Origin of the sequence: Clostridium estertheticum, from assembly GCF_018861295.1 — a bacterium.
Classification (GTDB): domain Bacteria; phylum Bacillota; class Clostridia; order Clostridiales; family Clostridiaceae; genus Clostridium_AD; species Clostridium_AD estertheticum_D.
Genome location: NZ_JAHLDM010000027.1, coordinates 1 through 22,638, shown reverse-complemented (window position 1 = coordinate 22,638; position 22,638 = coordinate 1). Strand labels below are relative to the sequence as shown.

The window sequence follows — 22,638 nt, the reverse complement described above, 5'->3', positions numbered from 1 at the left end:
GTGATTAATTCAGGCATGGTGAAATCTAAGATAAAGCCAATAAAACTTAAAATGAAGCCAACGAAACCACAAATAAACGAATGTCTCTGGGGATGGTTTTTAATTGCTCCAACAATTATAGGACTTTTAGTGTTGAACATAATTCCGATTTTTCAGAATCTATATTTGAGTTTTTTTTAAAATGGAGCGTTTGGAAGAGGTAATATATTTATAGGTTTAGATAATTATAAAACGATGTTATCAGATGTTCAAGTTTGGCATGCATTAGTGAATACACTAAAATATACAATAATTGTTGTTCCGCTTACAATTGTATTATCAATGGTTATAGCAGTTCTATTAAATGGTAAACTAAGAGGAAAGTCACTCTACCGTACTATTTATTTTATACCAATGATGGCGGCTCCGGCAGCTGTAACAATGGTCTGGAAATGGTTATACAATAATCAATTTGGTCTATTAAATGTTTTCTTAAAGAAAATTGGATTCGGAAGGGTAGATTGGATAAGTGATCCCAAGGTGGCAATTTATTCAATAGCAATTATTGGTATATGGAGTGCAATTGGTTATAACATGGTATTGTTATTAGCAGGATTACAAGAAATACCAAAGGATTATTATGAGGCAGCTAATATCGATGGTGCAAATATATTTGCACAGTTTTTTAATATTACATTGCCACTAATTTCACCAACTTTGTTTTTCGTTATGGTAACATCAATTATTCAATCAATGCAGGTATTTGATGTTATTTACATGATGATTGATGTAACCAATCCTGCATACAATAAAACAGTTTCTTTAGTTTATTTATTTTATAACAATTCATTTAAATATTCTAATAAGGGATATGGATCTGCAATAGTTATGTTATTACTTGTAATTATAATGATTATTACGGTAGTTCAAATGAAAGTACAGAAAAAATGGGTTAATTATATGTAGGAGGGAAGAACAAATGGAAACTAAAAGAAGATCGAAAATGATACTTGTTCATAGTGTGTTAATAATAGGTGCATGTATAATGATTTTGCCATTTATTTGGATGATACTTACATCATTTAAATCAGTAACTGAATCCACCTCCATGAATCCTTTTATTATTTTCCCAGGAAAGTGGAAAATTAAAAATTATATTGAAGTAATTAAGCAAAATAATTTTCTAAGTCTGTATTATAATACATTTGCAATGATGTTTGTAAGAGTCGTTTGTTCTGTTACATTTAGTGCAATGGCCGCATATGCTTTCGCAAGACTTAAATTTCCCGGAAAAAATTTCTTGTTTGGTTTAGTATTATTCCAGATGATGGTACCAACTCAGATATTCATTATTCCACAATTTTTAATGATTGATAAGCTTGGAATGAGAAACACCGTATTTGCATTAGCATTTCCTGGATTAGTTAGTGCCTTTGGGACATTTTTATTAAGACAATTCTTCGCTGGACTTCCAAAAGAATTGGAAGAAGCGGCAATATTAGATGGATGCAATATTGGTCAAATTTTCATTAAAATAATGCTTCCATTAGTAAAATCAGGATTAATAGCACTAAGTATTTTTACAGCATTATTTGCATTTAAAGATTTAATGTGGCCAATGATTATAAATTCAGACTCAAATGCGGCTACATTATCATCAGCTTTAGCTAAAATACAGAGTGGATATTCAGTTAATTATCCACAACTAATGGCAGCTTCAGTACTTGCCATATGGCCAATGCTATTGATTTATTCCATATTCCAAAAGCAATTTATTGAGGGTATATCTACATCTGGTGGAAAACTATAATTATATGGAGGAGGACATTATGGCTATTATTTTTCATGAAGGATCAAAGGAATTTCATATATATAATGAAGAAATAAGTTATATTATTAAAATTTTAGACAATAATCAATTAGGAAATTTATATTATGGAAAGAAGGTACATGATAGAGATTCTTTTTCCTATCTATTGGAGGGAAAACTGAGATCTTTAGCAGCCTATATATTTGAAGATAATTATGAGCTTTCGCTTCAATATACAAAGCAAGAATATCCATCATATGGGACTACAGATTTTAGATATCCCGCTTTTGAAATCAAGCAAGAAAATGGAAGCAAAATAACAAATTTTGAATTTAAATCTCATAAAATTTTTAAGGGAAAAAGGAAATTAGAAGGGCTACCAGCTACATATGTAGAAGATGATAATGAAGCAGAGACCCTTGAAATTACATTATATGACTCGTTAATAGATACTGAATTAGTACTTAGCTATACTATTTATAAGGAGTTACCGGTAATAGCAAGGAATGTTAAGTTTATTCATAAAGGTAAGAGCACTATTATACTTAATAGAGCAATGAGTGTATGTGTAGATTTTCCAGATAGCAAATTCGAAATGATTCATTTAGCTGGTGCTTGGGGTAGAGAAAGGCATGTCAAAATTAGAAAGCTAGAACAAGGAACTCAGGCAATTTATAGCATGGCAGGTGCAAGTAGCTCGGAACATAATCCATTTATTGCTTTAAAGAGAACAAATGTTGATGAATTTAATGGTGAAGTGTATGGATTTAGTTTGGTCTATAGTGGAAACCATTTAGAACAAATAGAAGTAAGTACCCATGATATGACAAGGGTGATTATAGGAATTCATCCTGACACCTTTGAATGGCCATTAAGTGAAGGAGAAGTGTTCCAGACACCGGAAGTGGTAATGGTGTATTCAAATTGTGGTATGAATAAAATGAGCCAAACTTATCATGAATTGTATAGAACAAGATTAGTTAGAGGTGAGTGGAGATATAAAGTAAGGCCAATACTAATTAATAACTGGGAAGCTACAGAAATGGAGTTTACTGAGAAAAAAGTTTTGAAAATTGCAAAGGCTGGAAAAGATTTAGGTATGGAGTTATTTGTATTAGATGATGGATGGTTTGGTAACCGAGATAATGACAAATGCGGTTTAGGGGATTGGTATGTTAAAAATTTCAAAAAATTACCTGACGGTATTATAGGGTTAGCAAATAAAGTTGAAGGAATGGGAATGAAATTCGGTCTTTGGTTTGAACCAGAAATGGTTAATAAGGATAGTGATTTATATAAGGCACATAATGATTGGATTATAGCAACTCCAGGAAGAAGAAGTTCTCCTTCTAGAAATCAGTATGTACTAGATTTTTCTAGAAATGAAGTGGTGGATTATATATATAGTTTAATGGAAAAAATCTTAAGCGAGGCAAAGATATCATATATAAAATGGGATATGAATCGCTATATTACAGAATGTTATTCTTCAGCAGAGAATGCGGAGTTTCAAGGGAAGGTATTTCATAAATATATCCTAGGAGTGTATAATTTATATGAACGCTTGATTTCTAAATTTCCGTATATTTTATTTGAGTCATGCTCTAGTGGTGGTGGAAGATTTGATCCCGGAATGCTGTACTATGCACCTCAGACTTGGACTAGTGATAATTCAGATGCAGTAGAACGGTTAAAGATTCAATACGGTACATCATATGTTTATCCAATTGCCTGCATGGGAGCACATGTAACATCAGTTCCTAATCAGCAGGTAGGCAGAGTTACACCTATTGAAACAAGAGCAAATGTTGCATATTTTAGTGCATTTGGATATGAACTCGATTTAAGTCTTTTGTCTGATAGAGAAAAAGCAAAAGTGAGAGAACAGGTTGAATATTACAAGGCTAATAGAGAGTTAATCAGTAAGGGTGTATTCTATCGTATTTCTAGTCCCTTTGAAGAAAATATTACAACCTGGATTGTCGTTTCAAAAGATAAGAGAGAAGCTATAGCTGCATACTATAATGTGTTAAATTCGGCTAATGAAGCTTTTAGAAGATTTAAATTAGTTGGATTAGATGACAATAAAAGATATATAATCAATGGGGATGGAAATAGAATATATCATGGAGATGAATTGATGAACATAGGGATTATTATAGACGAGAAAGAATTTTGTGCCAAGGGTATGGATTTTTCCTCCGTATTATATAATTTAACACAAATAGATTAAAAAGTAGTTTTAAAAAGAGTTGTCGTAAAATTTGATAAAAGGTTTACGACAACTCTTTTTAGTTTCCTTTAGTATTAGAATAACTAATTAATTCATGTTGAGTACGATAAGTTGTATGACTAACTGTGTAAAACTTTTTAAATACTTTTGAAAAGGTAAGTACCGTTGCATCATAACCAACTTGAGATGCAACGGTACTTACTGGAAGGGTGGTAGTTTTCAATAAACTGCATGCCCTATCAAAACGATATTTTATCAAATACTCTTGAGGCGACAAATTAATATTCTTTTTAAAAATATTGGTTAGATAACTTCTACTAATGCCAATATAGTTAGCGATATCGTTAATCTTAATATTCTTTTGATAATTGTGGTCAATGAATTCTAGTGCATGTTCTACATATACTTGGTAGGGGTAATCATGGATGTCTTCTAATTGCGTTATGCAGTCATGCTTTTCTTGAATTATTGCTGAGAGAAACATAGATAGGTAACTTTCTCTCTTTAAATCGTTTGCATATGTTAATTTACTTGCATTCAGAATACCATTAATGCACTCTAGTAAAATATCTTCACAATCAAATTTAGATACTCGATTTTCTTTATTAAGGGATGCATAGTTTAGGCAAGTTTCAGCTTTAATACCGTTAAAACCTATCCAAATATAAGTCCATGGGTCTTCTTTGTCTGCTTCATAGTAGGTTATTTCATTGGGATATATAATAAAAGATTGATGGTTGGATAAATTATAGGTTTTACTATCAACATTATAAATTCCTTTTCCCTTTAAAATATAATGGAGTAGATACTCTGTACGTATAGTAGGACCATATGAATGACCAGGGTCACATTCCTCTATTCCACAATAACTTAAATATAAATCAACAGATTGTTTTTTTAAATATTCAAGACACCTATATCTCGCTGAATTGGTGTATTTTGGGTTCATAAGATTTACCCCCAATTATAATTATTTATATATTAATAATTATAACATATAAAGATGACTGGTTGCCCAGTTATTAATAATGTTAGAACAACTACTTGTATATATTATTTAATTACTAATTTTTGTTGAAGATACAGATTAGTAATGACTGAGGTTATATTTTGAATTTTAGGAGGCGTAATAATGTTGAAAAGAAATTCTAAAAAATATTGTACGATGTTATTGGTTTTTTCAATTACACTTGCAAATGTTTTCCATTTGACACCAGTATTTGCGGCAGACGCCATAACTGTAGATTGCGGAAGTACGTTAAGGGGTGTAACTCATTGCGCAAGCGGTTCACTTTATGGAATGACTGAAACCAAACCAGCTGATGTTGCGGGTCTCATAACTCCGATTCATCCATATGTAATGAGGAATCCGGCTCGGGGGGGCTCTGGCAACCAGCATCCATTTGGTGCTGCAATACCTGTTGCGGGAAGGCTTAGCTCAGTTCCTGGCGCCAAGGTTTCTGTTGATTTGGCGGATATGTTACCAGGGTGGCCATACACATGGCCAGGTATGACAAGCTGGCTCAGCCAGGTGAATTCTTTTATAACCGACATGAAAGCATCCGGTTACTCCAATTATTATGGGATTGAACCATGGAACGAACCTGATGGCACATGGAATAGCAGCAATGGAGAATTCAATAGCACATTGTGGAAGCAAACTTACAGTGCTATCCGTACAAATGCTTCCGGTTATAAAATTGTAGGTCCTTGCTATAGTTATTACAATCATAATAGGATGAGTACGTTTTTGAGCTATTGTAAATCAAACAACTGTATTCCCGATATAATTAGCTGGCATGAGCTTAGTGGAATCGGGTCTGTAGCAAATAATTTGAAAGACTATAGGGCATTGGAAACTTCTATTGGAATAAGCGCATTGCCTATTAGCATAAACGAGTACTGTGATGCTGACCATAACCTTGAAGGGCAACCTGGATCGCTTGGGGAATTTATTGGGAAATTCGAGCGTTATAAGGTAGACAGTGCATGTATAACTTGGTGGTTCACAGCTTATCAAAGATTGGGAAGCCTTCTTGCAACTGATACTGCAAAGGGTGCAGGCTGGTATTTTATGAATTGGTATGGCTCGATGACGGGCAACATGGTCAGTGTCTCAGTTCCAAATGATGCAAGTGCAAATATAGATGGTGCTGCTTGCGTGGATTCGGGTGCCAAATATATAAGCTGTGTTTTGGGTGGATCGAATAGTGGTACTGTAAATACAACAATCAAAAATATACCTTCTTTTATCGGATCTACTGCATCGGTTAGGGTTGAAAAGGTTGACTGGACAAGCAAGGATACTGTATGTAGAAGAACAACCACAGTATCAACCTCAAACTACGCCGTATCTAACGGTCAGATTACCGTAGCAATGACAGGATGTAATGCTAGTTCTGGATACCGTATATACATTACTCCGGCTTCAGGTAGTGGCATCAGTACAAGCTATGAAGCTGAAAATGGAACGCTTTCCAATGGAGCGAATATACAAAGTGTAAATGCTTGTTCAGGCGGAAAATGTGTTGGATATCTGGGTGGAACTGGAACGAGCAACGGAACAGTAGTAATAAATAATGTCAATGTTGCAACTGCAGGTACTCATTCGATGACCATTTACTATGTTTCATCGGATACACGTATTATATATGTGACTCCGAACAGTGGCACATTTTCAGGGGTTCCATGTACCGGCACTGGCGATTGGACAAGTGTAGCTTCGGTAACAACGAATGTTAACTTGAATGCCGGGAATAATATCATAAAATTAGACAATGGTTCCGCGACATATGCACCTGATATTGATAGAATTGTCATTGATTAATGCTCGGGCACAATTGAATTTAAGGTGGTACTCTAGGGGGTTGTAACAAAACTTAGGTTTTGCTACAACCTCTTTTTTAAAATATTCGAATATGGAACATCATTTGTTTATCCAATTGGTGAAATTGCACACAAAGCAGGGGTAGGCATTGCCAATCTTCTTGCCAAGGCACAGCAATCCAAGGCAGTACGTGAAGAATAGGTATAAATGATATTATTACTCTTATGATGGGCCTTCTGCAGGCTATAGATCAACGCAAAGGTGATCTGGATATCAGCCGATTCAATAAATTGATATCTATCGTTAGCGATGGACTTCGTTATAAGGAATGAATGTTTAGAACAGAACATAATAAAATGAAAATATTAAAGGAGCATAACATATGGTTAGATCAATTATGAAAGACATATTCTTTCTTAATCAAAAATCAGGACTTGCTACAAAAGCAGATGTTCAGGTGATACAGGATTTGCTTGATACGCTTAAAGCAAATAAAGAAGGCTGTGTAGGAATGGCAGCTAATATGATTGGTGTCAAAAAAAGAATTATTGTGATCAGTATGGGAGATATAAACGTTCCGATGATTAACCCTGTGATAGTGAATAAATCGGGTCAATATGAGACAGAAGAAGGATGTCTTTCACTTATAGGTGTTAGAAAAACTAATAGATTCAAAGAGATAGAAGTAGAGTATTTTGATTCGGAATTTAAGAAGCGAAGGGGAAAATACTCAGGATGGATTGCTCAAATTATTCAACATGAAGTAGACCATTGTGATGGTATAGTCATATAGAAAAAAGGTAAGAGAGCTGTTCAAGGTGGAATCACAGCAATTAAAGAAAATGATTATGATTGAAGATAAAAACATTTTACTTTTAGTACTGTATAATATAGATCTCTCAATGAACAGTGATATAGTTAGAAAAGCTTAGCATGTAACACACATACATATCAACGACCGTCTTTAGGGTGCTTAAATAGCTGCTTACAGGCGGTTATATTTTTTGCTTTAGTTATGTCAGAAGATTGTAAGAAGTTATTGGTAAAATATAAAGTATAGCAAATAAAATAAATTTTGGGGTGAAGATATGAGTATTTTAAAAACGGAAAAATTAGTGAAATTATACGGTCAAGAGCCAACTATAGTTAAGGCCTTAGATAATGTTAGCATTGAAGTAAACGAAGGGGAGTTTGTTGCCATAATAGGTACTTCAGGAAGTGGAAAATCAACTCTTTTAAATATGTTAGGTGGACTTGACAAGCCAACTAGTGGAGAAACAATTATATCAAATAAAAATATTGGCAATATGAATGATGAAGAACTAACTATTTTTAGAAGAAGAAATATAGGATTTATATTTCAAAACTATAACCTTGTTCCTATATTAAATGTTTATGAAAATATAGTTTTACCAATAGAGCTAGATGGAGTCAAGGTAGATAAAGAGTATGTTGATTCAGTAATTAACACTTTAGGCTTAAAAGAAAAGCTAAATAGTATGCCTAATAATCTTTCAGGAGGTCAACAACAAAGAGTAGCAATAGCAAGGGCATTAGCTACAAAACCTAGTTTGATTTTAGCAGATGAACCAACGGGAAATCTAGATAGTAAAACTAGTATGGATGTAATAGGTTTATTAAAAACAACTAGTAAAAAATTCAATCAAACTATGGTTATGATTACTCACAATGAAGAAATAGCTCAGCTTGCAGATAAGATAATAAGAATCGAAGATGGAAAGGTTACAGTTATAGGTGGTGAAAAATAATGAAGTTTGAAAATAATAATAAGGAAGTTATTAAAAGAATAACTAACCGTTCTTTAAAAACTAATAAAATTAGAAATATATTTGCAATACTTGCAATTATTCTAACAACATTTATGATTTCCTCTGTATTTAGTATAGGTATTAGTTTTATTAAGAATTATAAAACTATGAATTTAAGAATCCAAGGAACCACAGCTAGTGTAGCTTTAGGAAAACCAACTGAGACTCAAATAAATAAAATTAAAGATTTAGATTTAGCTACAGATATTGGCTATGAAATTAGTGCTGGAAGAGTTGACTTAGATAGTTTAACTAAAAACAGAACAAAGATTATTATAAAGAATAGCAGTTTAGATAATTTTGAAAAGCAAAGCAAACCAGCTATAAGCAATATTAAAGGTAAATATCCAACAGAAGAAAGTGAGGTTATGGCATCAAGAAAGGCCTTAGAGTTTTTAGGGAAAAGTGATGCTAAGATAGGGGATAAAATAGAAGTTCCAGCCCAAATAGATGGAAAAGTAGTAAATAAAGAATTTATATTAAGTGGAATATATACAACTTATGACATAGTTCAAGATACTGGTTACTTATTGGTTTCAGAAAATTTTATAAAGGAAAATGGACTATCTTTAGAAAAAGATGGAAACCTGCTTATTACTTTAAAAGAAAGCAGTAAAGATGCAGCACCAAAAATATTAGGAAAAGAAGTTAAATTAATTGGTCAGCAAGAGTTTTCTTTTAATTATGATATAACAGATAGTTTATCGGACACAGCAATTGCAACAGCTGGAGTTGCTATAATGATAGTATTATTTATAGTTCTTAGTGGATATCTTCTTATTTACAACGTTTTATATATAGCTGTTAATAAGGACATAAATTTCTATGGCTTACTAAAAACTATAGGAGCATCACCTAAACAAATTAAAAAAATAGTGAAAGGGCAAGCTTTAAGGCTTTCTTTAATGGGAATTCCAATAGGTCTTGTTTTAGGAGCAATAGTTTCTTTTGGAATTGTTCCAATGGCAATGAGAATATTATTTTCGGGAGCAGAGGCAGGAGCAATGCCAACCGATGTTTCATTTAATCCTTTTATATTTTTAGCAGCAGCTTTATTTTCTTTATTAACAGTTATATTAAGTTGCAGAAAACCAGCTAAAATAGCAGGTAATATATCGGAAGCAGAGGCACTTAGATATACAGGAGCTAATATTAAAAAGAAGAAGGAGAGAAAAACTACTAATGGTGGGAAACTATATAAAATGGCTTGGTATAACATTTTTAGAGAAAAGAAAAGGGCTATAATAGTGTTCTTATCATTATTTATGGGGATTATAACATTTCTAAGTGTAAGTACCTTTTTAGGTAGTGTGAAGGTAGAAAATTATATAAACAAATATGTTAAACAGGATTTTACAATACAAAATATAAAGGCTGAAAAAGGGAAGATAGATGATACTTTTATAGAAAAAATAAAATCTGTTAAAGGTGTAAATACAGTCTATGGAACAAAGACATCCTTTTTACAATTAGAAATGAATGATGACGTATTATTACCAGCATTTAATGAAGTCTATAAAAGACTTGGTCAATCAGAAGCACAATTAAAGGGATTTTTAAAATCTACTAAAAAGAATCCAAGCTTACTTTCTAGTTCTATTATTGGAATAGATGATAATTTAATAGAAAGAATTCATAAGGAAGCTAAAGAAAAATTTGATATTGAAGCTTTTAAAAAAGGAGAACTAATATTAATCGAATCTTGGTCGTATGGAGATAACTATAAAAATATTAAGGGTGACTTAACTATTAAAAATACTAAGACTGGAAAAGAAGAAACCTATCCAGTTCAAATTTTCAAAGATAACACAGAGTTCTTACCTCCAGGATTACCAGCATCTCTTGGACTTCCAACTATTTATATGAGTACATCAGCTTTAGAAAAGCTTGATGAGGCTACAAATAATTATATTTTATATATTGATGGAGAGAAAAAGTATGAACCGAAAATAAATATGGAATTAAAGAAAATGAGTAGTGAACGTGGCCTCTGGTTTGAATCAAAAAGTGAAAAAACAGAAGAGTTCAATAAATCTCAATTAGTAATGAGTGTTTTAGGTGGAGGTATTTCCATAATACTAATATTAATTGGAATACTCAATTTCATAAATATAATGATAACAGGAGTAAATGTAAGATTAAAAGAGCTTGCAATTATGGAGAGCATTGGAATGACTAAAAAGCAAATCAAGAAGATGCTTACCTTTGAGGGGCTTTATTATGCAGGAATAACTACTATCTTAATATTAACAGTAGGAATGGCTGTTATTTATGGAGTTGGGACTTTAACCAGAGAAATTGCAGACTATGCTGTATCTACCGTCCCAGCAATAGAAATAATATCAGTAATAATAGTTATTTTTATAGTATGTTTAATTACACCAGCTATTTTATTTACTAATTCTACAAAGAAGAGTGTAACGGAAAGAATTAGAGGAATAGAATAACCTTACTTAGTGGCATGTTATTGAAAATATGCCACTTTTGGGTATAATAAATACAGGGGTGGTAAAGTGAGTAGGATATTAATTGTTGAAGATGATAAAAATCTTAATAAGGGAGTTGCATTTGCTCTTAAAAAAGAAGGGTATGAGGTTATTTCAGCATATTCAATACTAGAAGGAAAGAACGAAATGCTAAATAGTAAAATAGATTTTCTTCTTTTAGATATAAATCTTCCTGATGGAAATGGACTTGATTTTTGCAAAGAAATTAGAGAAAAAATAGATTTTCCTATAGTTTTCTTTACAGCAAATGATACAGAAGAGGATACGGTGAAAGGCTTTGAAGTTGGAGCAGATGATTATTTAGCAAAACCATTTTCTATTGAAGTCTTAAAGTATAAAATAAATGCTATTTTAAAGAGAAATAAGCCAGCAAATAAAAATAAGTTTGATTGCAATAATTTAATAATAGATTTTGATAGAATATTAGTAACAATAGAAGGCAAAGAAGTTAACTTAACAGTTACTGAATATAAGTTATTAGAAATACTAGCTAAAAATAAAGGTAAGGTAATTACAAAGGATAGGCTTTTAGATAAGGTATGGGATAGTAACGGTAATTTTGTAGACGAAAATACTTTAAGTGTTAATATAAGAAGACTTAGAAAAAAGATAGAAAAGGATTCTAAAAAACCAGAATATATAATTACAGTGTTTGGTATTGGATATACCTTTGGGGAGTAGTGATGAAGACAAACTATAACTTGAAAATGTTAATTTATAAAACTTCTATTATATTATTTTGTTTCTTATTTAATACAACAATTTATTTTAAAACATTAAATATACAGATAACAATTATAACAGCAATATTTTCTTTAGGAATAATAAGCTTTATTTTTCTTTATGATATATTATTTAAAAACTACATGACATCTATTTTAGAAGAGCTTTCAGATATGCTAGAAACAATTAGTCATATGGAAAGTGAAGAAGTTTTTTTAACAACGGAAGATACAATTTTTTCAAAACTACAAAGCCAAACTACAAAATTAACTAATTTATTAATATCTCAAAATAAGGAAATAGAAGAAGAAAAAAATGAAATAAAATCTTTGATTTCAGATATTGCCCATCAACTAAAAACTCCATTAAGCAATATAAAAATGTATAGTGAGTTTTTACAGGATGATAATTTAAAAGAAGACGAAAGAAAAGAGTTTAATACTATAGTTTTATTTTCATTAAATAAGCTAACATTTTTAGTTGAAAGTATGATAAAAATGTCAAGGCTTGAAAGTGGAGTTATTGGATTGAAATTAGAAAAAGATTCATTAAACGAAACAGTTTTATTAGCTTTATGCGAAGTTCAGAAAAAAGCTAGAAATAAACATATACTTATTGGCTTAAATGAAGTAGATAAAATTATTATTAATCATGATAAAAATTGGTTATCAGAAGCAATATTCAATATCTTAGAAAATGGAGTTAAATATACAAAAGATGGTGGAAGAATTGATATTACAATTAAAACCTATGAGGTCTTTTGCAGGGTTGATATAGAAGATAATGGAATAGGAATAAATGAGGATGAGTTTCCTAAGATATTTTCAAGGTTCTACAGAGGTAGAAATATAGGAGATGCTGAAGGTATAGGAATTGGACTTTATTTAAGTAGAGAAATCATAATGCAGCATGGAGGATATATTAAGGTGAATTCAAATAATGATGGGTCAAAATTTTCTATATTTTTACCTAAATGATGTCTTGAAAAATATCTTTTATTACATTTTCTAAACTCAAGCTTATACCCTCCCAATTTATTCGTTCTTTAATATTTGATAAAATGTAGTTTCAGGTATTACTTGAATATCTAGACCATTTAAAATCATATCTTCAGCTTTTTTTTGCTTAGAGCTTTTTCCATCTTTAATTGAAGTACAATAAGAATTGTCACCTAGTATCAGATAATTATTAAATGTTTAGTAGTATATATTTTAATACCAAAATTGATTATAATGTTAGCATGAAAGTAAATATGAAGCAGGTGAGCTAATTTAGGTACATGAGAAACGTAAAAAATAATTGAAGAAAACAAAAGTGATCAACTAAAGTAAGAAAATGGAAGGAAGGGCGCTTATGGATTTACTATTTGAAATAACTATTGCTCTTTTGAATACATTATTGAATCACACAATGCTTACAAGAAAAAAATCTGTTACCTTTTGCGTGGTGACATTTGTAATAAATTCAGCCATCGTAATGGCTGCGCTTAATGGTCTTCAGCATTTTAAAACTAATATTACTTTATTTAAATACGGTTTTTATTTTATAATGTTATAAGGAAAGGGGATAGTATTCTGTAAAATATGAACTTGTATCGTTATACTGGAATATAGGTAAAATGATAAAAGAAGATACAATTAAATGTGATATAATAAAAAAGATAAATATAAAGGAGTATAACATATGGTTAGATCAATTATGAAAGACATATTCTTTCTTAATCAAAAATCAGAACCTGCTACAAAAGCAGATGTTCAGGTGATACAGGATTTGCTTGATACGCTTAAAGCAAATAAAGAAGGATGTGTAGGAATGGCAGCTAATATGATTGGTGTCAAAAAAAGAATTATTGTTATCAGTATGGGCGATATGAACGCTGCGATGATTAACCCTGTGATAGTAAATAAATCGGGTCAATATGAAACAGAAGAAGGATGCCTTTCACTTATAGGTGTTAGAAAAACTAATAGATTCAAAGAGATTGAAGTAGAGTATTTTGATTCCGAATTTAAGAAGCGAAGGGGAAAATACTCAGGATGGATCGCTCAAATTATTCAACATGAAGTAGACCATTGTGATGGTATAGTCATATAGAAAAGGTAAGAGAGCTGTGATTTATCCTCAGCTCGATGCTCTACTACGAAAATCAAAAAATAGATTTTCGTGGTTTTTTAGTTTGGAATGATTTATATAACAGGAAATTTATTTATCATATCTCTGTACAGAGATTCAAATGATGATTACTCTCATTATCATTTATCAATCAAAATTCAAATAAAAAATTAACTCAGTAAAATTGAAATAAATGCACAAACAAAATTGACTAAATTGTTGCTATATGATATTCTATCGAAGAATATATATATAGTTTTTATAAATATTAAAGCAAAAAAGGAGTTATAATGAAATACGAATATAAAACACTAGCTAGTATTAGACACAAAGTTTTTACGGCCGTAAGTAAGATGGCTTTTGAAGACAATTTAAAAGAAATGGGAAATATTCCATATGAGATTATTACTGGAGATGTGGGTAAGTATAGAGAAAGTACATTTCTTGAAAGAGCAATAGTTAGTGAGCGAATCCGTTTGGCAATGGGATTAAATCTAAGACTAAATGATAAATCAAGAGCAATTACAGAAGGGTTAGAAGAGGCAACAAAACCTTCAAAGTATTATGAACCGCCACTTGTAAATATTATAAAATTTGCTTGTAATTCTTGCCCAACAAATAGTTATGAGGTTACAAATATGTGCCGCGGCTGCCTAGCACACCCTTGTGTAGAAGTCTGTCCTAAAGGTGCAGTTAGTATAGTTAATGGGAAAAGTGTTATTGATCAGGAAAAATGTATAAAGTGTGGTTTATGTGCTAAAGCGTGTCCATATTCAGCAATAATAAAACATGAGCGACCTTGTGCCAAGGCATGTGGAGTGGATGCAATATATACGGATGAGTATGGCAGAGCATCAATAGATTATGATAAATGTGTTAGCTGTGGAATGTGTTTGGTAAATTGTCCTTTTGGAGCAATATCTGATAAAAGTCAAATATTTCAACTGATTCAGGCGATTAATCAAAAGAAAGAAGTAATTGCAATTGTAGCTCCATCATATGTGGGGCAGTTTGGTAGAAATGTTGGATTTAATGATTTTAAAAAAGCGATGATTACAATTGGATTTAAAGATGTTGTTGAAGTTGCGATTGGTGCAGATATTTGTACGATTGAGGAGGCAAACGATTTTATAGAAAATGTACCTGAAAAACTTTCATTCATGGGTACTTCATGCTGCCCTGCTTGGTCTGTTATGGCTAAAAAATTATATCCGCAGCATGCACAAAATATTTCAATGACTTTGACTCCAATGGTTTTTGCTGCTCGATTTGTGAGAGAAAAACATAAAGATGCAAAGATTGTTTTTGTTGGACCATGTAGCGCTAAAAAACTAGAAGCTTCAAGAAAAAGCGTAAAGAGTGAAGTTGATTTTGTAATTACATATGAGGAGTTATCTGGAATGTTAGAAGCCAAAGAAGTAGGAATAATTGGTACAGATATGAGCTTGAGTAATGAAGCAACTGGTTCAGGAAGAGGCTTTGCGGTTGCAGGTGGAGTTGCTAAGGCTGTAGCTGATTTGATAACAAAAGAACATCCAGGGCGAGAAGTGAAGATTAAAGCTGCGAATGGGCTGAGAGAATGCAGAGAGATGTGTAATGATGCCGCAAAAGGAAAGTATGATGGATATCTCCTTGAAGGAATGGCGTGTCCGGGTGGCTGCGTGGCTGGAGCTGGGTGTATTGTCAAACCTAACATAGCTGGTGGTCAGGTTAAACAAGCGACTAAAAATTCTGAGCTGAAGATTTCAGATGAGTCAAAATATGCTGATAAGATTTACTTGTTAGATGAAAAAAATCTAGAGTAAGAATATAGAATATTGTTATTTATTTATTTTTGTGCCATTGAGAATAAACATTTGTAGCAGCAATTGATGGAATAAAGGCATATTTAAGAAAATTCTTAGATATGCCTTTTTATTTGCGTTGTCTCGCATAGAAAAAATATTTTCCATTTAATAATAATAGTAGTTGCATTTTAACTAAACTTTGCTTCAACTTTTAATATAAGCAGGTCATTATTCAATTATATAGAATATTAATATAAATTCAAATATTTAACATAAGAATATTATGTAAAGAGATATTCAATTAAAGCATAAAATATGTTCTTTTTTCTATTTAAAGACTATTTTAATTGTAAATGCTGTCTAGATAGAATACAATTTTATTATATTAGCTACATATTTAAGTCTTTCTTATTAGTGTATGTTAAACTTATTAAAAGCTATATAAATAGAATTGATGTTAGATGTCCTATAAGCGAAGAAGTTAAACGTGTTTTATTTGCCACAAGTCATATACAGAATAGGAAAAATACTCAATCACTTGCTAAATATTTGAATACTATGAAAGTGATGAAAAGTAGCTTTAGAAAAAATAAAAAGTTTAAAAGGCAGTGTAAATTTAAAAGGATGGTGTATTAAATGTTAAATAAACGTAGTATAGCAATAAAACCACAGCAAAAAGAGGCAGTTTACGGAAATATAACATCAGAAGAAACAAGGATAACAATCACACCAAAAATGATAAAAGAACTATTAGATCAGTCTATAATAGGCCAAGAAGGGGCTAAAATAGAGTTATCTATAGAATTACATAATCATATGATAAGGATTGCAACTGGTATAGATTTAGAAAAGCATAATATATTACTAACTGGACCAACAGGTACTGGAAAAACGTTACTAGCCAAAAAATTATCAGATATTGCCCAAGTACCATTTGTTATTGGTGACGCTACAAGTTTGACCGAGGCTGGATATGTTGGTGATGATATTGAGAGCATGATATACTCACTTTTAGTAAGGGCAGAGGGTGATATTGAACTTGCCCAAAAAGGAATTATATTTATTGATGAACTTGATAAAATAGCCAAAAAAGGTGAGACAATGACTATTACAAGAGATGTATCCGGCGAAGGAGTTCAGCAAGGTTTACTTAAGATGGTTGAAGGTAGTATTGTTAGAGTACCTGAAGGTGGAGGTCGTAAGAACCCTACAAGTAAAATGATTGAGATAAATACAACTAATATTTTATTTATTGCAGGTGGATCTTTTGATGGTATTGAAACTATTGTCGAAAATCGTCTTAAATTCAGTCCAAATAATAGGTTGAAACAGTTTACTAAGCCAGGAATTGTAAGGAAATTAGGTTTTAATGTAACTGACAATGTAGAATCAACTGTAAAGAATTATGAAAAAGATTATGAATATACAAAGTATCTTAGATCAAACATAATTAAAAAAGATTTGCAGGAGTTTGGATTAATTCCAGAGTTACTTGGTAGATTTCAAGTATTATCAAATTTAGATCCATTATCAAGAGATAATCTTATTGAAGTACTTAAACTTGATACTAGTGTATTTGAACAGTATAGAAAGATATTTGCTTATTTGGGTAAAAATCTTGAGTTTAACAATAATTGCTTTGAAGCAATTGCGGATATAGCTATTGAAGAAAAGATGGGTGCCAGAGGATTAGTTAGTATTGTTTCAAGAGTTTTAAGAGATTTAAGATATGATGCTCCTTCCGAAGACACTAAAGATTACTATATAGACAAAGACTATATACTTAGTGTTTATGCTAAGATAAATAAAGATTTACCTATAATAGCTGATATAGAAGTTAAAGTAGAATCAGAAGTAGCAGGTGAGGTATTATAAGCTTCAAAGTAATATATTAAATATTTGTTTAGGATAGATGCTCAATAAAATAAGTTTATAATCATTAAATTAAAATGATTGTAAACTTATTTTTTTATAGATATACTTACGGCATTTTGTAAATTGTACAATGTAAATTTATGGTATATAATATATTTATAGGTTACTAAATCTTATTTAATACTTTTAGAGGAGTGGATTTTATGTCTAATGTTCAAAATATATATGATAACGAAATTTTCTTTGAAGGATACAAGAAGCTTCGAGATAACAAAATTAATTACAACAATATTCAGGAAAAACCTGCAATGCAAAGTTTGCTCCCTGATATGGTCGGAAAAACTGTACTTGATTTAGGTTGTGGTTTTGGAGAGAACTGTGTTAATTTCTTAAATAGGGGCGCTGCCAGGGTTGTAGGTGTTGATATCTCAGAAAAAATGCTATCAATTGCAAAAGTTGATAATGCCTTTGAAAATATTGAATATATTCATCTTGATATGAATGATATAAGCACAATAGAGGATAAGTTTGATATAGTTTATAGTTCCCTTGCTTTTCATTATGTTAAATCTTTTAGCAAATTACTTAGAGACATAAATTATTTACTAAAAGATAATGGCTTGCTTATTTATTCACAAGAGCATCCGCTTACCACAGCTCCAAAACAAGGGCCAATATGGACATTAGATGAAAATAAAAAACCTTTGTTTTATAATCTTTCTGACTATATGGAAAGTGGTGAACGTAGTGTGAAATGGTTTGTTGAAGGTGTAATAAAATATCATAGACCATTTTCTGAAATTATAAACACTCTAATTGAAACGGGCTTTAAAATTGAAAAAATGCTTGAACCATTACCAGACGAGGAAGATTTAGAGCTTATACCGAATATGGAAAAAGATATCCATAAACCAAATTTTTTATTAATTAAAGCTGTAAAAATGCAATGAAAAATAATATATAGGTTTTGATTGTGGCATTAGCATTAGCTAATGCCATTTCAATTTCTATTTCTATTTAAAGATATAGTTTATTTTTTTGGATTATCTTTAAAGTGCTTATAAGTTAAATACACAAAGGGAAACAGCACACATAATGTTATTGCTATTGGTTGTAAATCTTGCATAGGTATGACTCCTTTCTCAAAATGAATAAGTAATAAAGTAGTTATAGTAATTCTTTCTTTGAGTAAATTTTTATGGATACATTTATAGAAATAAAGAGAACAGCAATTATAGCCACAATCAGTAGCAGGTATTGGACAAAAATAGGCATAGTAGAGAATCCCATAAAATCGAGTTTAATATTGAATTTTAGTAATAAAGTTATTAAAAATGGCGATCCCATGATTACTATCATGAAGAAATACTTTGTTTTTTCAAAGCCTAATTTATATTGTACAGGTGTATATACGCCAAATAGGATTACTGAAAGTAATAGAGTAATAATGTAGCTGAATGGAGTAAGATACTCAATTTTGGCAAATAGTAGTGCTAATACATTGTATGCCACACAGCAATAAGCAAATAGTAATAGGAGAAAAACATATCTGGCTTTTACAAGAATACTGCGAGAGTATGGCGTAGAACATAGCAGAGCTTCGGCTTTAGGGTATTTCATTTCTGCCATCAAAACATATTGATACAACATAAACACCGTAAAAGTTACTGATAACACAAAAACAATAAGCCCTAAAATTTGGGGTTCTTGTGTCATGTGGGATGCTTGTATCATTATAAGAAATGTCACAATGAATGGTAAAGCTACCAAAAGTAGCAAATATTTTTTTATAAGTAAAAAGTCTTTTTTAACAAGATGAAACAACATTATTTTCCCCCTCCTTCTACATAACCAAGCATAATATCTTCTATATTAGGCCTTTCAATCAATATGTCTTTCATGCTATTTTGAACTTGAGATAATTTATTTGTGATACCAGTAAATCCAAATCTTGATTCTTGAATATTTAAGAATAGTTTTCTTGTGTCAACAGTCAAATCTTTGTTATCACCTCTTACTAATCTATGGGTATCCATCAATGTATCCTTCTCTTTATCAAACAAAATTTTGCCATTATTAATAAGAATTATAATATCAGCAATTTTATCAAGATCTGAAGTGATGTGCGTTGAAAAGAAAACGCTTTTGCCACCTTGTTTCATATAATCCGTTAAGATATTCATAAGCTGGCTACGGATTAAGGGATCAAGTCCACTAGTAGGTTCGTCCATAATAAGTAAGTCTGCCTGATGAGAAAGTGCCAAAGTTAATGCGAACTTCATACTCATACCTTTTGAAAGTGTTGAAATCTTCTGGCGCGGATTTAGCGAAAAACGTTCCATATAGGTTTTATAATCTCGTTCATTCCAACTAGAATATGCCGGTGCGATAATGCTTTTCATCTCTTTCATTGACAATTCGTCATAAAAGCAATTTCCATCCAATACAACTCCAATACGATTTTTTAATTCATGCTCGTGCTTATCCATATCCTTTCCAAAGAATTTGACAGTACCGGAATTTCTCATTACAAGATTAAGAATGGTCCTTATAGTGGTTGTTTTACCAGCCCCATTGATGCCGATAAACCCTGTAATACACTCTTCCTGTAAAGAGAAACTAACATCATTAAGGGCAAAATCCCCATAAGATTTATTTAAAACTGATACTTCTAATACATTGCTCATTGTTCATCCTCCTCATATAGAATATCCATCATTGCGTTTAATTCCTCTTTAGAAATTTTCAACGTCTTTGCTGCTACAATTAAGTCCTGCATTTTTTGTTCAACAATACGCCGTTTAGAGTCCCGAAGTAGTTCTAAATTACCTGCAGAAATAAAAGTGCCAATGCCTACCTGACTTGTAATAAAACCCTCTTGTTCTAATTCATTGTATACACGACGAATAGTAAGAACGCTTACTTTCAAATCAGTGGCAAAATTTCTGATAGATGGAAGTGCATCACCCTCAGACATCTCACCTTTAAAAATAATATCTTTTAGTTGATCTTTTATTTGTTGGTATAGGGGTATATTAGATATATTAGAAATTAGAATCTTCATGTCACCTTATCACCTTCCCAAAAATTAGTGTGTATCTGTTTAATACACACTATACACTTAAGACACTATTTTTGTCAACATGTAATTGCAGCTTTAAAAATTAAGGATGACAATAAAAACACATTTTTATTTAATCCATCGATATTTAATTGAAACAGGATCATTATTAGTAGGCCCAATTACTTGAATTACAGCGAAGTCAACGTCATGAAGTTTAAACTGTTGCTCCGTAAGCATATATGAGGTATCCCCATGATCAATGAAAAATTGGCTTTAAAATGTATTCATAGTTTATTTAGAACAACGAGAGATGCATTAAAAAGAAATTTGCTATGAAAGGATGGGAGAAATGGAACTTTTTAAAAAGGATTACAAATGAGTAAAATTAAGGTATATATTATGATATAATGGAAGGTATAATATGTTTTATTTTGGGGAACTAGTTATAAATTAGAATATATGAGTGCTTATAAACTTTACATGTACCTAAAAACATTTATGAAATAGGCAAAGCTTCATTTTTATATAAGAATAGGAGGAATGTAGAAAATATGGATAAAAGAATCGATGAGAAAATTTTAGATTTTATAAATGAATCAGAAAAAAAACAAGCAAAAAAAGATATTTGTAGTGGACCTATAAAAATTGGAAATAGATATTACGAATTCGAAGAAAAAGATTTTTTTGATGAAAAATTGAAAATATATATTCCAAAGGATTTTGAGGATATGCCACTTGATGTAAGAAAATTTAAATATCCATCGGAAAGTCGTCCAGAAATAATAAAGAGTAATGAAGAAGGAAGTATAGCTATAACACTCAACATTATTGATAGTCCATTAGATGAAGAACGTGTTGAAGAACTTAAAGATGGAATGAAGATGATTATAAAGAAAAGTAATCCATCTAATGTATTTTATGAGGATGGGGTTTTAGAAGTTGAGTCTAAGAACATAGGATTCTTTGAATTTAAGAGCTCAGTAATAGATGATTTCTTATATAATTTAATGTTCTTTTTGGAATTTAAGGAAAAGACTTTAATGGGAACTTTCAGTTGTCCCTATAAAAAATATAATGATTGGAGAGATGTCGCTTTTCAAGTAATAAATAATTTAAAGGTAGTAGAAGGGGAGAAGGGAGATGAGAATTAATGAGTGAGGAATACATGTATACACAGGGAGATATCTTAATTGCACCTTATGAATTCCAAAAAATATTAAAACTAAAGGTAACTAGGGATCTAAATGAGCATGCAAAACTTTATATAAGTGGAATTATTGATGAAGAAAATATTGATAAATATGTTGAAACATCAGATGAAAAGTCTAGTATTACAATATCACTTAAGGATGATAAAGATTCTGTTACTGATGTGTTCCAAGGGGTAGTTACGAATATTCAAGTTAATGCAAATAAAGATGTAAGAACCTTAGAAATAGAGGCGTTAAGCAGAACTTTTTTGATGGATATCAAGAAAAAAAGTAGAACATTTCAAGATAAAAACTCTAGTTATGGAGAAATCTTTAATATTGTGAATGGTGAATATAATAACATCAACATATTAGACAGTATTACGAATGGGACTAAAATAGATAAGTTAATAGTTCAATATAAAGAAACAGATTGGGAATTTATAAAAAGGTTATCTTCACATTTTAATGTGCCAGTAGTATCAGAATGTCAATTAAAAGATATAAAGTATTCAATAGGAAATTCAGGATGTTACACAACATATGAAGTTGATAAATACAATTATTCAATAAAAAAAGCATTACAAGAATATAGGCTTAAGTCAGAAAACGGAATTAATGGTTTAAACGAGATCAATTTAATAAGTTATGAGGTAATAACGTATAAAGTAATGTATTTATACAATTTAGTAAACTTTAAAG

Annotated in this window: 19 protein-coding genes and 1 pseudogene; 16 read left to right on the top strand and 4 right to left on the bottom strand. The window is 31.0% G+C overall.

The annotated features are described in order from the left end of the window. Nucleotides 1–51: 51 nt before the first annotated feature. From KPL54_RS20715 to KPL54_RS20705, 3 genes and pseudogenes are all read left to right on the top strand, one after another. A pseudogene (locus KPL54_RS20715) lies at nt 52–945 on the top strand (carbohydrate ABC transporter permease). Between the two features lie 13 nt (nt 946–958). Continuing rightward, nucleotides 959–1,789: a carbohydrate ABC transporter permease gene (locus KPL54_RS20710; RefSeq protein WP_216108436.1), complete on the top strand. Its 831-nt coding sequence runs from the start codon at nt 959–961 to the stop codon at nt 1,787–1,789. 19 nt (nt 1,790–1,808) lie between these two features. Further along, nucleotides 1,809–4,022 (top strand): alpha-galactosidase, encoded by a 2,214-nt coding sequence (locus KPL54_RS20705; protein ID WP_216108435.1) that lies wholly within the window; start codon nt 1,809–1,811, stop codon nt 4,020–4,022. A gap of 58 nt (nt 4,023–4,080) precedes the next feature. Here the strand turns inward: KPL54_RS20705 and KPL54_RS20700 are convergent, their stop codons facing one another. Beyond that, on the bottom strand, nt 4,081–4,971 hold the full coding sequence (locus KPL54_RS20700; RefSeq protein WP_216108434.1) for an AraC family transcriptional regulator: 891 nt from the start codon (nt 4,969–4,971) through the stop codon (nt 4,081–4,083). A gap of 699 nt (nt 4,972–5,670) precedes the next feature. On the opposite strand from KPL54_RS20700, the gene KPL54_RS26230 reads away from it, so the two are divergent. The 11 genes from KPL54_RS26230 to KPL54_RS20645 all read left to right on the top strand — a co-directional run bounded on the left by KPL54_RS26230 (nt 5,671) and on the right by KPL54_RS20645 (nt 18,632). After that, on the top strand, nt 5,671–6,849 hold the full coding sequence (locus tag KPL54_RS26230) for a hypothetical protein (RefSeq protein ID WP_253203652.1): 1,179 nt from the start codon (nt 5,671–5,673) through the stop codon (nt 6,847–6,849). A 382-nt stretch (nt 6,850–7,231) separates the two neighbouring features. After that, on the top strand, nt 7,232–7,642 hold the full coding sequence (locus KPL54_RS20690) for a peptide deformylase (protein WP_216108433.1): 411 nt from the start codon (nt 7,232–7,234) through the stop codon (nt 7,640–7,642). 295 nt (nt 7,643–7,937) lie between these two features. Beyond that, the gene (locus tag KPL54_RS20685; RefSeq protein WP_216108432.1) at nt 7,938–8,618 is read left to right on the top strand and encodes an ABC transporter ATP-binding protein; all 681 of its coding nucleotides are present in this window, start codon (nt 7,938–7,940) and stop codon (nt 8,616–8,618) included. Further along, nucleotides 8,618–11,125 (top strand): ABC transporter permease, encoded by a 2,508-nt coding sequence (locus KPL54_RS20680; protein WP_216108431.1) that lies wholly within the window; start codon nt 8,618–8,620, stop codon nt 11,123–11,125. The genes KPL54_RS20685 and KPL54_RS20680 overlap by 1 nt, the downstream gene beginning before the upstream one ends. A 66-nt stretch (nt 11,126–11,191) precedes the next feature. Then, on the top strand, nt 11,192–11,866 hold the full coding sequence (locus tag KPL54_RS20675) for a response regulator transcription factor (protein WP_216108430.1): 675 nt from the start codon (nt 11,192–11,194) through the stop codon (nt 11,864–11,866). A gap of 2 nt (nt 11,867–11,868) precedes the next feature. Then, on the top strand, nt 11,869–12,885 hold the full coding sequence (locus KPL54_RS20670; RefSeq protein ID WP_253203650.1) for a sensor histidine kinase: 1,017 nt from the start codon (nt 11,869–11,871) through the stop codon (nt 12,883–12,885). Nucleotides 12,886–13,261: 376 nt separating this feature from the next. Beyond that, nucleotides 13,262–13,465: a hypothetical protein gene (locus KPL54_RS20665; RefSeq protein ID WP_216108429.1), complete on the top strand. Its 204-nt coding sequence runs from the start codon at nt 13,262–13,264 to the stop codon at nt 13,463–13,465. A 126-nt stretch (nt 13,466–13,591) separates the two neighbouring features. Beyond that, nucleotides 13,592–14,002 carry a peptide deformylase gene (locus KPL54_RS20660; RefSeq protein WP_216108428.1) on the top strand — a complete coding sequence of 137 codons (411 nt, stop codon included), beginning with the start codon at nt 13,592–13,594 and terminating at the stop codon, nt 14,000–14,002. Between the two features lie 308 nt (nt 14,003–14,310). Beyond that, nucleotides 14,311–15,825 carry a 4Fe-4S dicluster domain-containing protein gene (locus tag KPL54_RS20655; RefSeq protein WP_216108427.1) on the top strand — a complete coding sequence of 505 codons (1,515 nt, stop codon included), beginning with the start codon at nt 14,311–14,313 and terminating at the stop codon, nt 15,823–15,825. Nucleotides 15,826–16,443: 618 nt separating this feature from the next. Further along, complete coding sequence (gene clpX, locus KPL54_RS20650) at nt 16,444–17,682, top strand: ATP-dependent Clp protease ATP-binding subunit ClpX (protein ID WP_216108426.1); 1,239 nt, start codon at nt 16,444–16,446, stop codon at nt 17,680–17,682. A gap of 203 nt (nt 17,683–17,885) precedes the next feature. After that, on the top strand, nt 17,886–18,632 hold the full coding sequence (locus KPL54_RS20645; RefSeq protein ID WP_216108425.1) for a class I SAM-dependent methyltransferase: 747 nt from the start codon (nt 17,886–17,888) through the stop codon (nt 18,630–18,632). 217 nt (nt 18,633–18,849) lie between these two features. Here KPL54_RS20645 and KPL54_RS20640 read toward each other — a convergent pair whose 3' ends face one another. The 3 genes from KPL54_RS20640 to KPL54_RS20630 are packed head-to-tail and all read right to left on the bottom strand — an operon-like array spanning nt 18,850 to nt 20,746. Then, on the bottom strand, nt 18,850–19,509 hold the full coding sequence (locus KPL54_RS20640; RefSeq protein WP_216108424.1) for an ABC-2 transporter permease: 660 nt from the start codon (nt 19,507–19,509) through the stop codon (nt 18,850–18,852). Further along, a complete protein-coding gene (locus KPL54_RS20635) occupies nt 19,509–20,369 on the bottom strand; it encodes an ABC transporter ATP-binding protein (protein WP_216108423.1) in 861 nt (286 codons plus the stop codon). The genes KPL54_RS20640 and KPL54_RS20635 overlap by 1 nt, the downstream gene beginning before the upstream one ends. After that, nucleotides 20,366–20,746, bottom strand: a complete 381-nt coding sequence (locus tag KPL54_RS20630; RefSeq protein WP_216108422.1) for a GntR family transcriptional regulator — start codon at nt 20,744–20,746, stop codon at nt 20,366–20,368. Before KPL54_RS20630 ends, KPL54_RS20635 begins: the two co-directional genes overlap by 4 nt. Nucleotides 20,747–21,297: 551 nt before the next feature. On the opposite strand from KPL54_RS20630, the gene KPL54_RS20625 reads away from it, so the two are divergent. Together KPL54_RS20625 and KPL54_RS20620 are read left to right on the top strand one after the other, a co-directional pair. Beyond that, nucleotides 21,298–21,897: a hypothetical protein gene (locus tag KPL54_RS20625; protein WP_216108421.1), complete on the top strand. Its 600-nt coding sequence runs from the start codon at nt 21,298–21,300 to the stop codon at nt 21,895–21,897. Beyond that, nucleotides 21,897–22,638 (top strand): contractile injection system protein, VgrG/Pvc8 family (locus KPL54_RS20620; RefSeq protein ID WP_216108420.1); only part of this gene is annotated, 742 nt, incomplete at its 3' end. The genes KPL54_RS20625 and KPL54_RS20620, both read left to right, overlap by 1 nt.

Coding starts and splice junctions, on each gene's coding strand:
- KPL54_RS20710 (WP_216108436.1), top strand. CDS start 959: ATGGAAACTAAAAGAAGATCGAAAATGATACTTGTTCATAGTGTGTTA.
- KPL54_RS20705 (WP_216108435.1), top strand. CDS start 1,809: ATGGCTATTATTTTTCATGAAGGATCAAAGGAATTTCATATATATAAT.
- KPL54_RS20700 (WP_216108434.1), bottom strand. CDS start 4,971: ATGAACCCAAAATACACCAATTCAGCGAGATATAGGTGTCTTGAATAT.
- KPL54_RS20690 (WP_216108433.1), top strand. CDS start 7,232: ATGGTTAGATCAATTATGAAAGACATATTCTTTCTTAATCAAAAATCA.
- KPL54_RS20685 (WP_216108432.1), top strand. CDS start 7,938: ATGAGTATTTTAAAAACGGAAAAATTAGTGAAATTATACGGTCAAGAG.
- KPL54_RS20680 (WP_216108431.1), top strand. CDS start 8,618: ATGAAGTTTGAAAATAATAATAAGGAAGTTATTAAAAGAATAACTAAC.
- KPL54_RS20670 (WP_253203650.1), top strand. CDS start 11,869: ATGAAGACAAACTATAACTTGAAAATGTTAATTTATAAAACTTCTATT.
- KPL54_RS20665 (WP_216108429.1), top strand. CDS start 13,262: ATGGATTTACTATTTGAAATAACTATTGCTCTTTTGAATACATTATTG.
- KPL54_RS20660 (WP_216108428.1), top strand. CDS start 13,592: ATGGTTAGATCAATTATGAAAGACATATTCTTTCTTAATCAAAAATCA.
- KPL54_RS20655 (WP_216108427.1), top strand. CDS start 14,311: ATGAAATACGAATATAAAACACTAGCTAGTATTAGACACAAAGTTTTT.
- clpX (WP_216108426.1), top strand. CDS start 16,444: ATGTTAAATAAACGTAGTATAGCAATAAAACCACAGCAAAAAGAGGCA.
- KPL54_RS20645 (WP_216108425.1), top strand. CDS start 17,886: ATGTCTAATGTTCAAAATATATATGATAACGAAATTTTCTTTGAAGGA.
- KPL54_RS20640 (WP_216108424.1), bottom strand. CDS start 19,509: ATGTTGTTTCATCTTGTTAAAAAAGACTTTTTACTTATAAAAAAATAT.
- KPL54_RS20635 (WP_216108423.1), bottom strand. CDS start 20,369: ATGAGCAATGTATTAGAAGTATCAGTTTTAAATAAATCTTATGGGGAT.
- KPL54_RS20630 (WP_216108422.1), bottom strand. CDS start 20,746: ATGAAGATTCTAATTTCTAATATATCTAATATACCCCTATACCAACAA.
- KPL54_RS20625 (WP_216108421.1), top strand. CDS start 21,298: ATGGATAAAAGAATCGATGAGAAAATTTTAGATTTTATAAATGAATCA.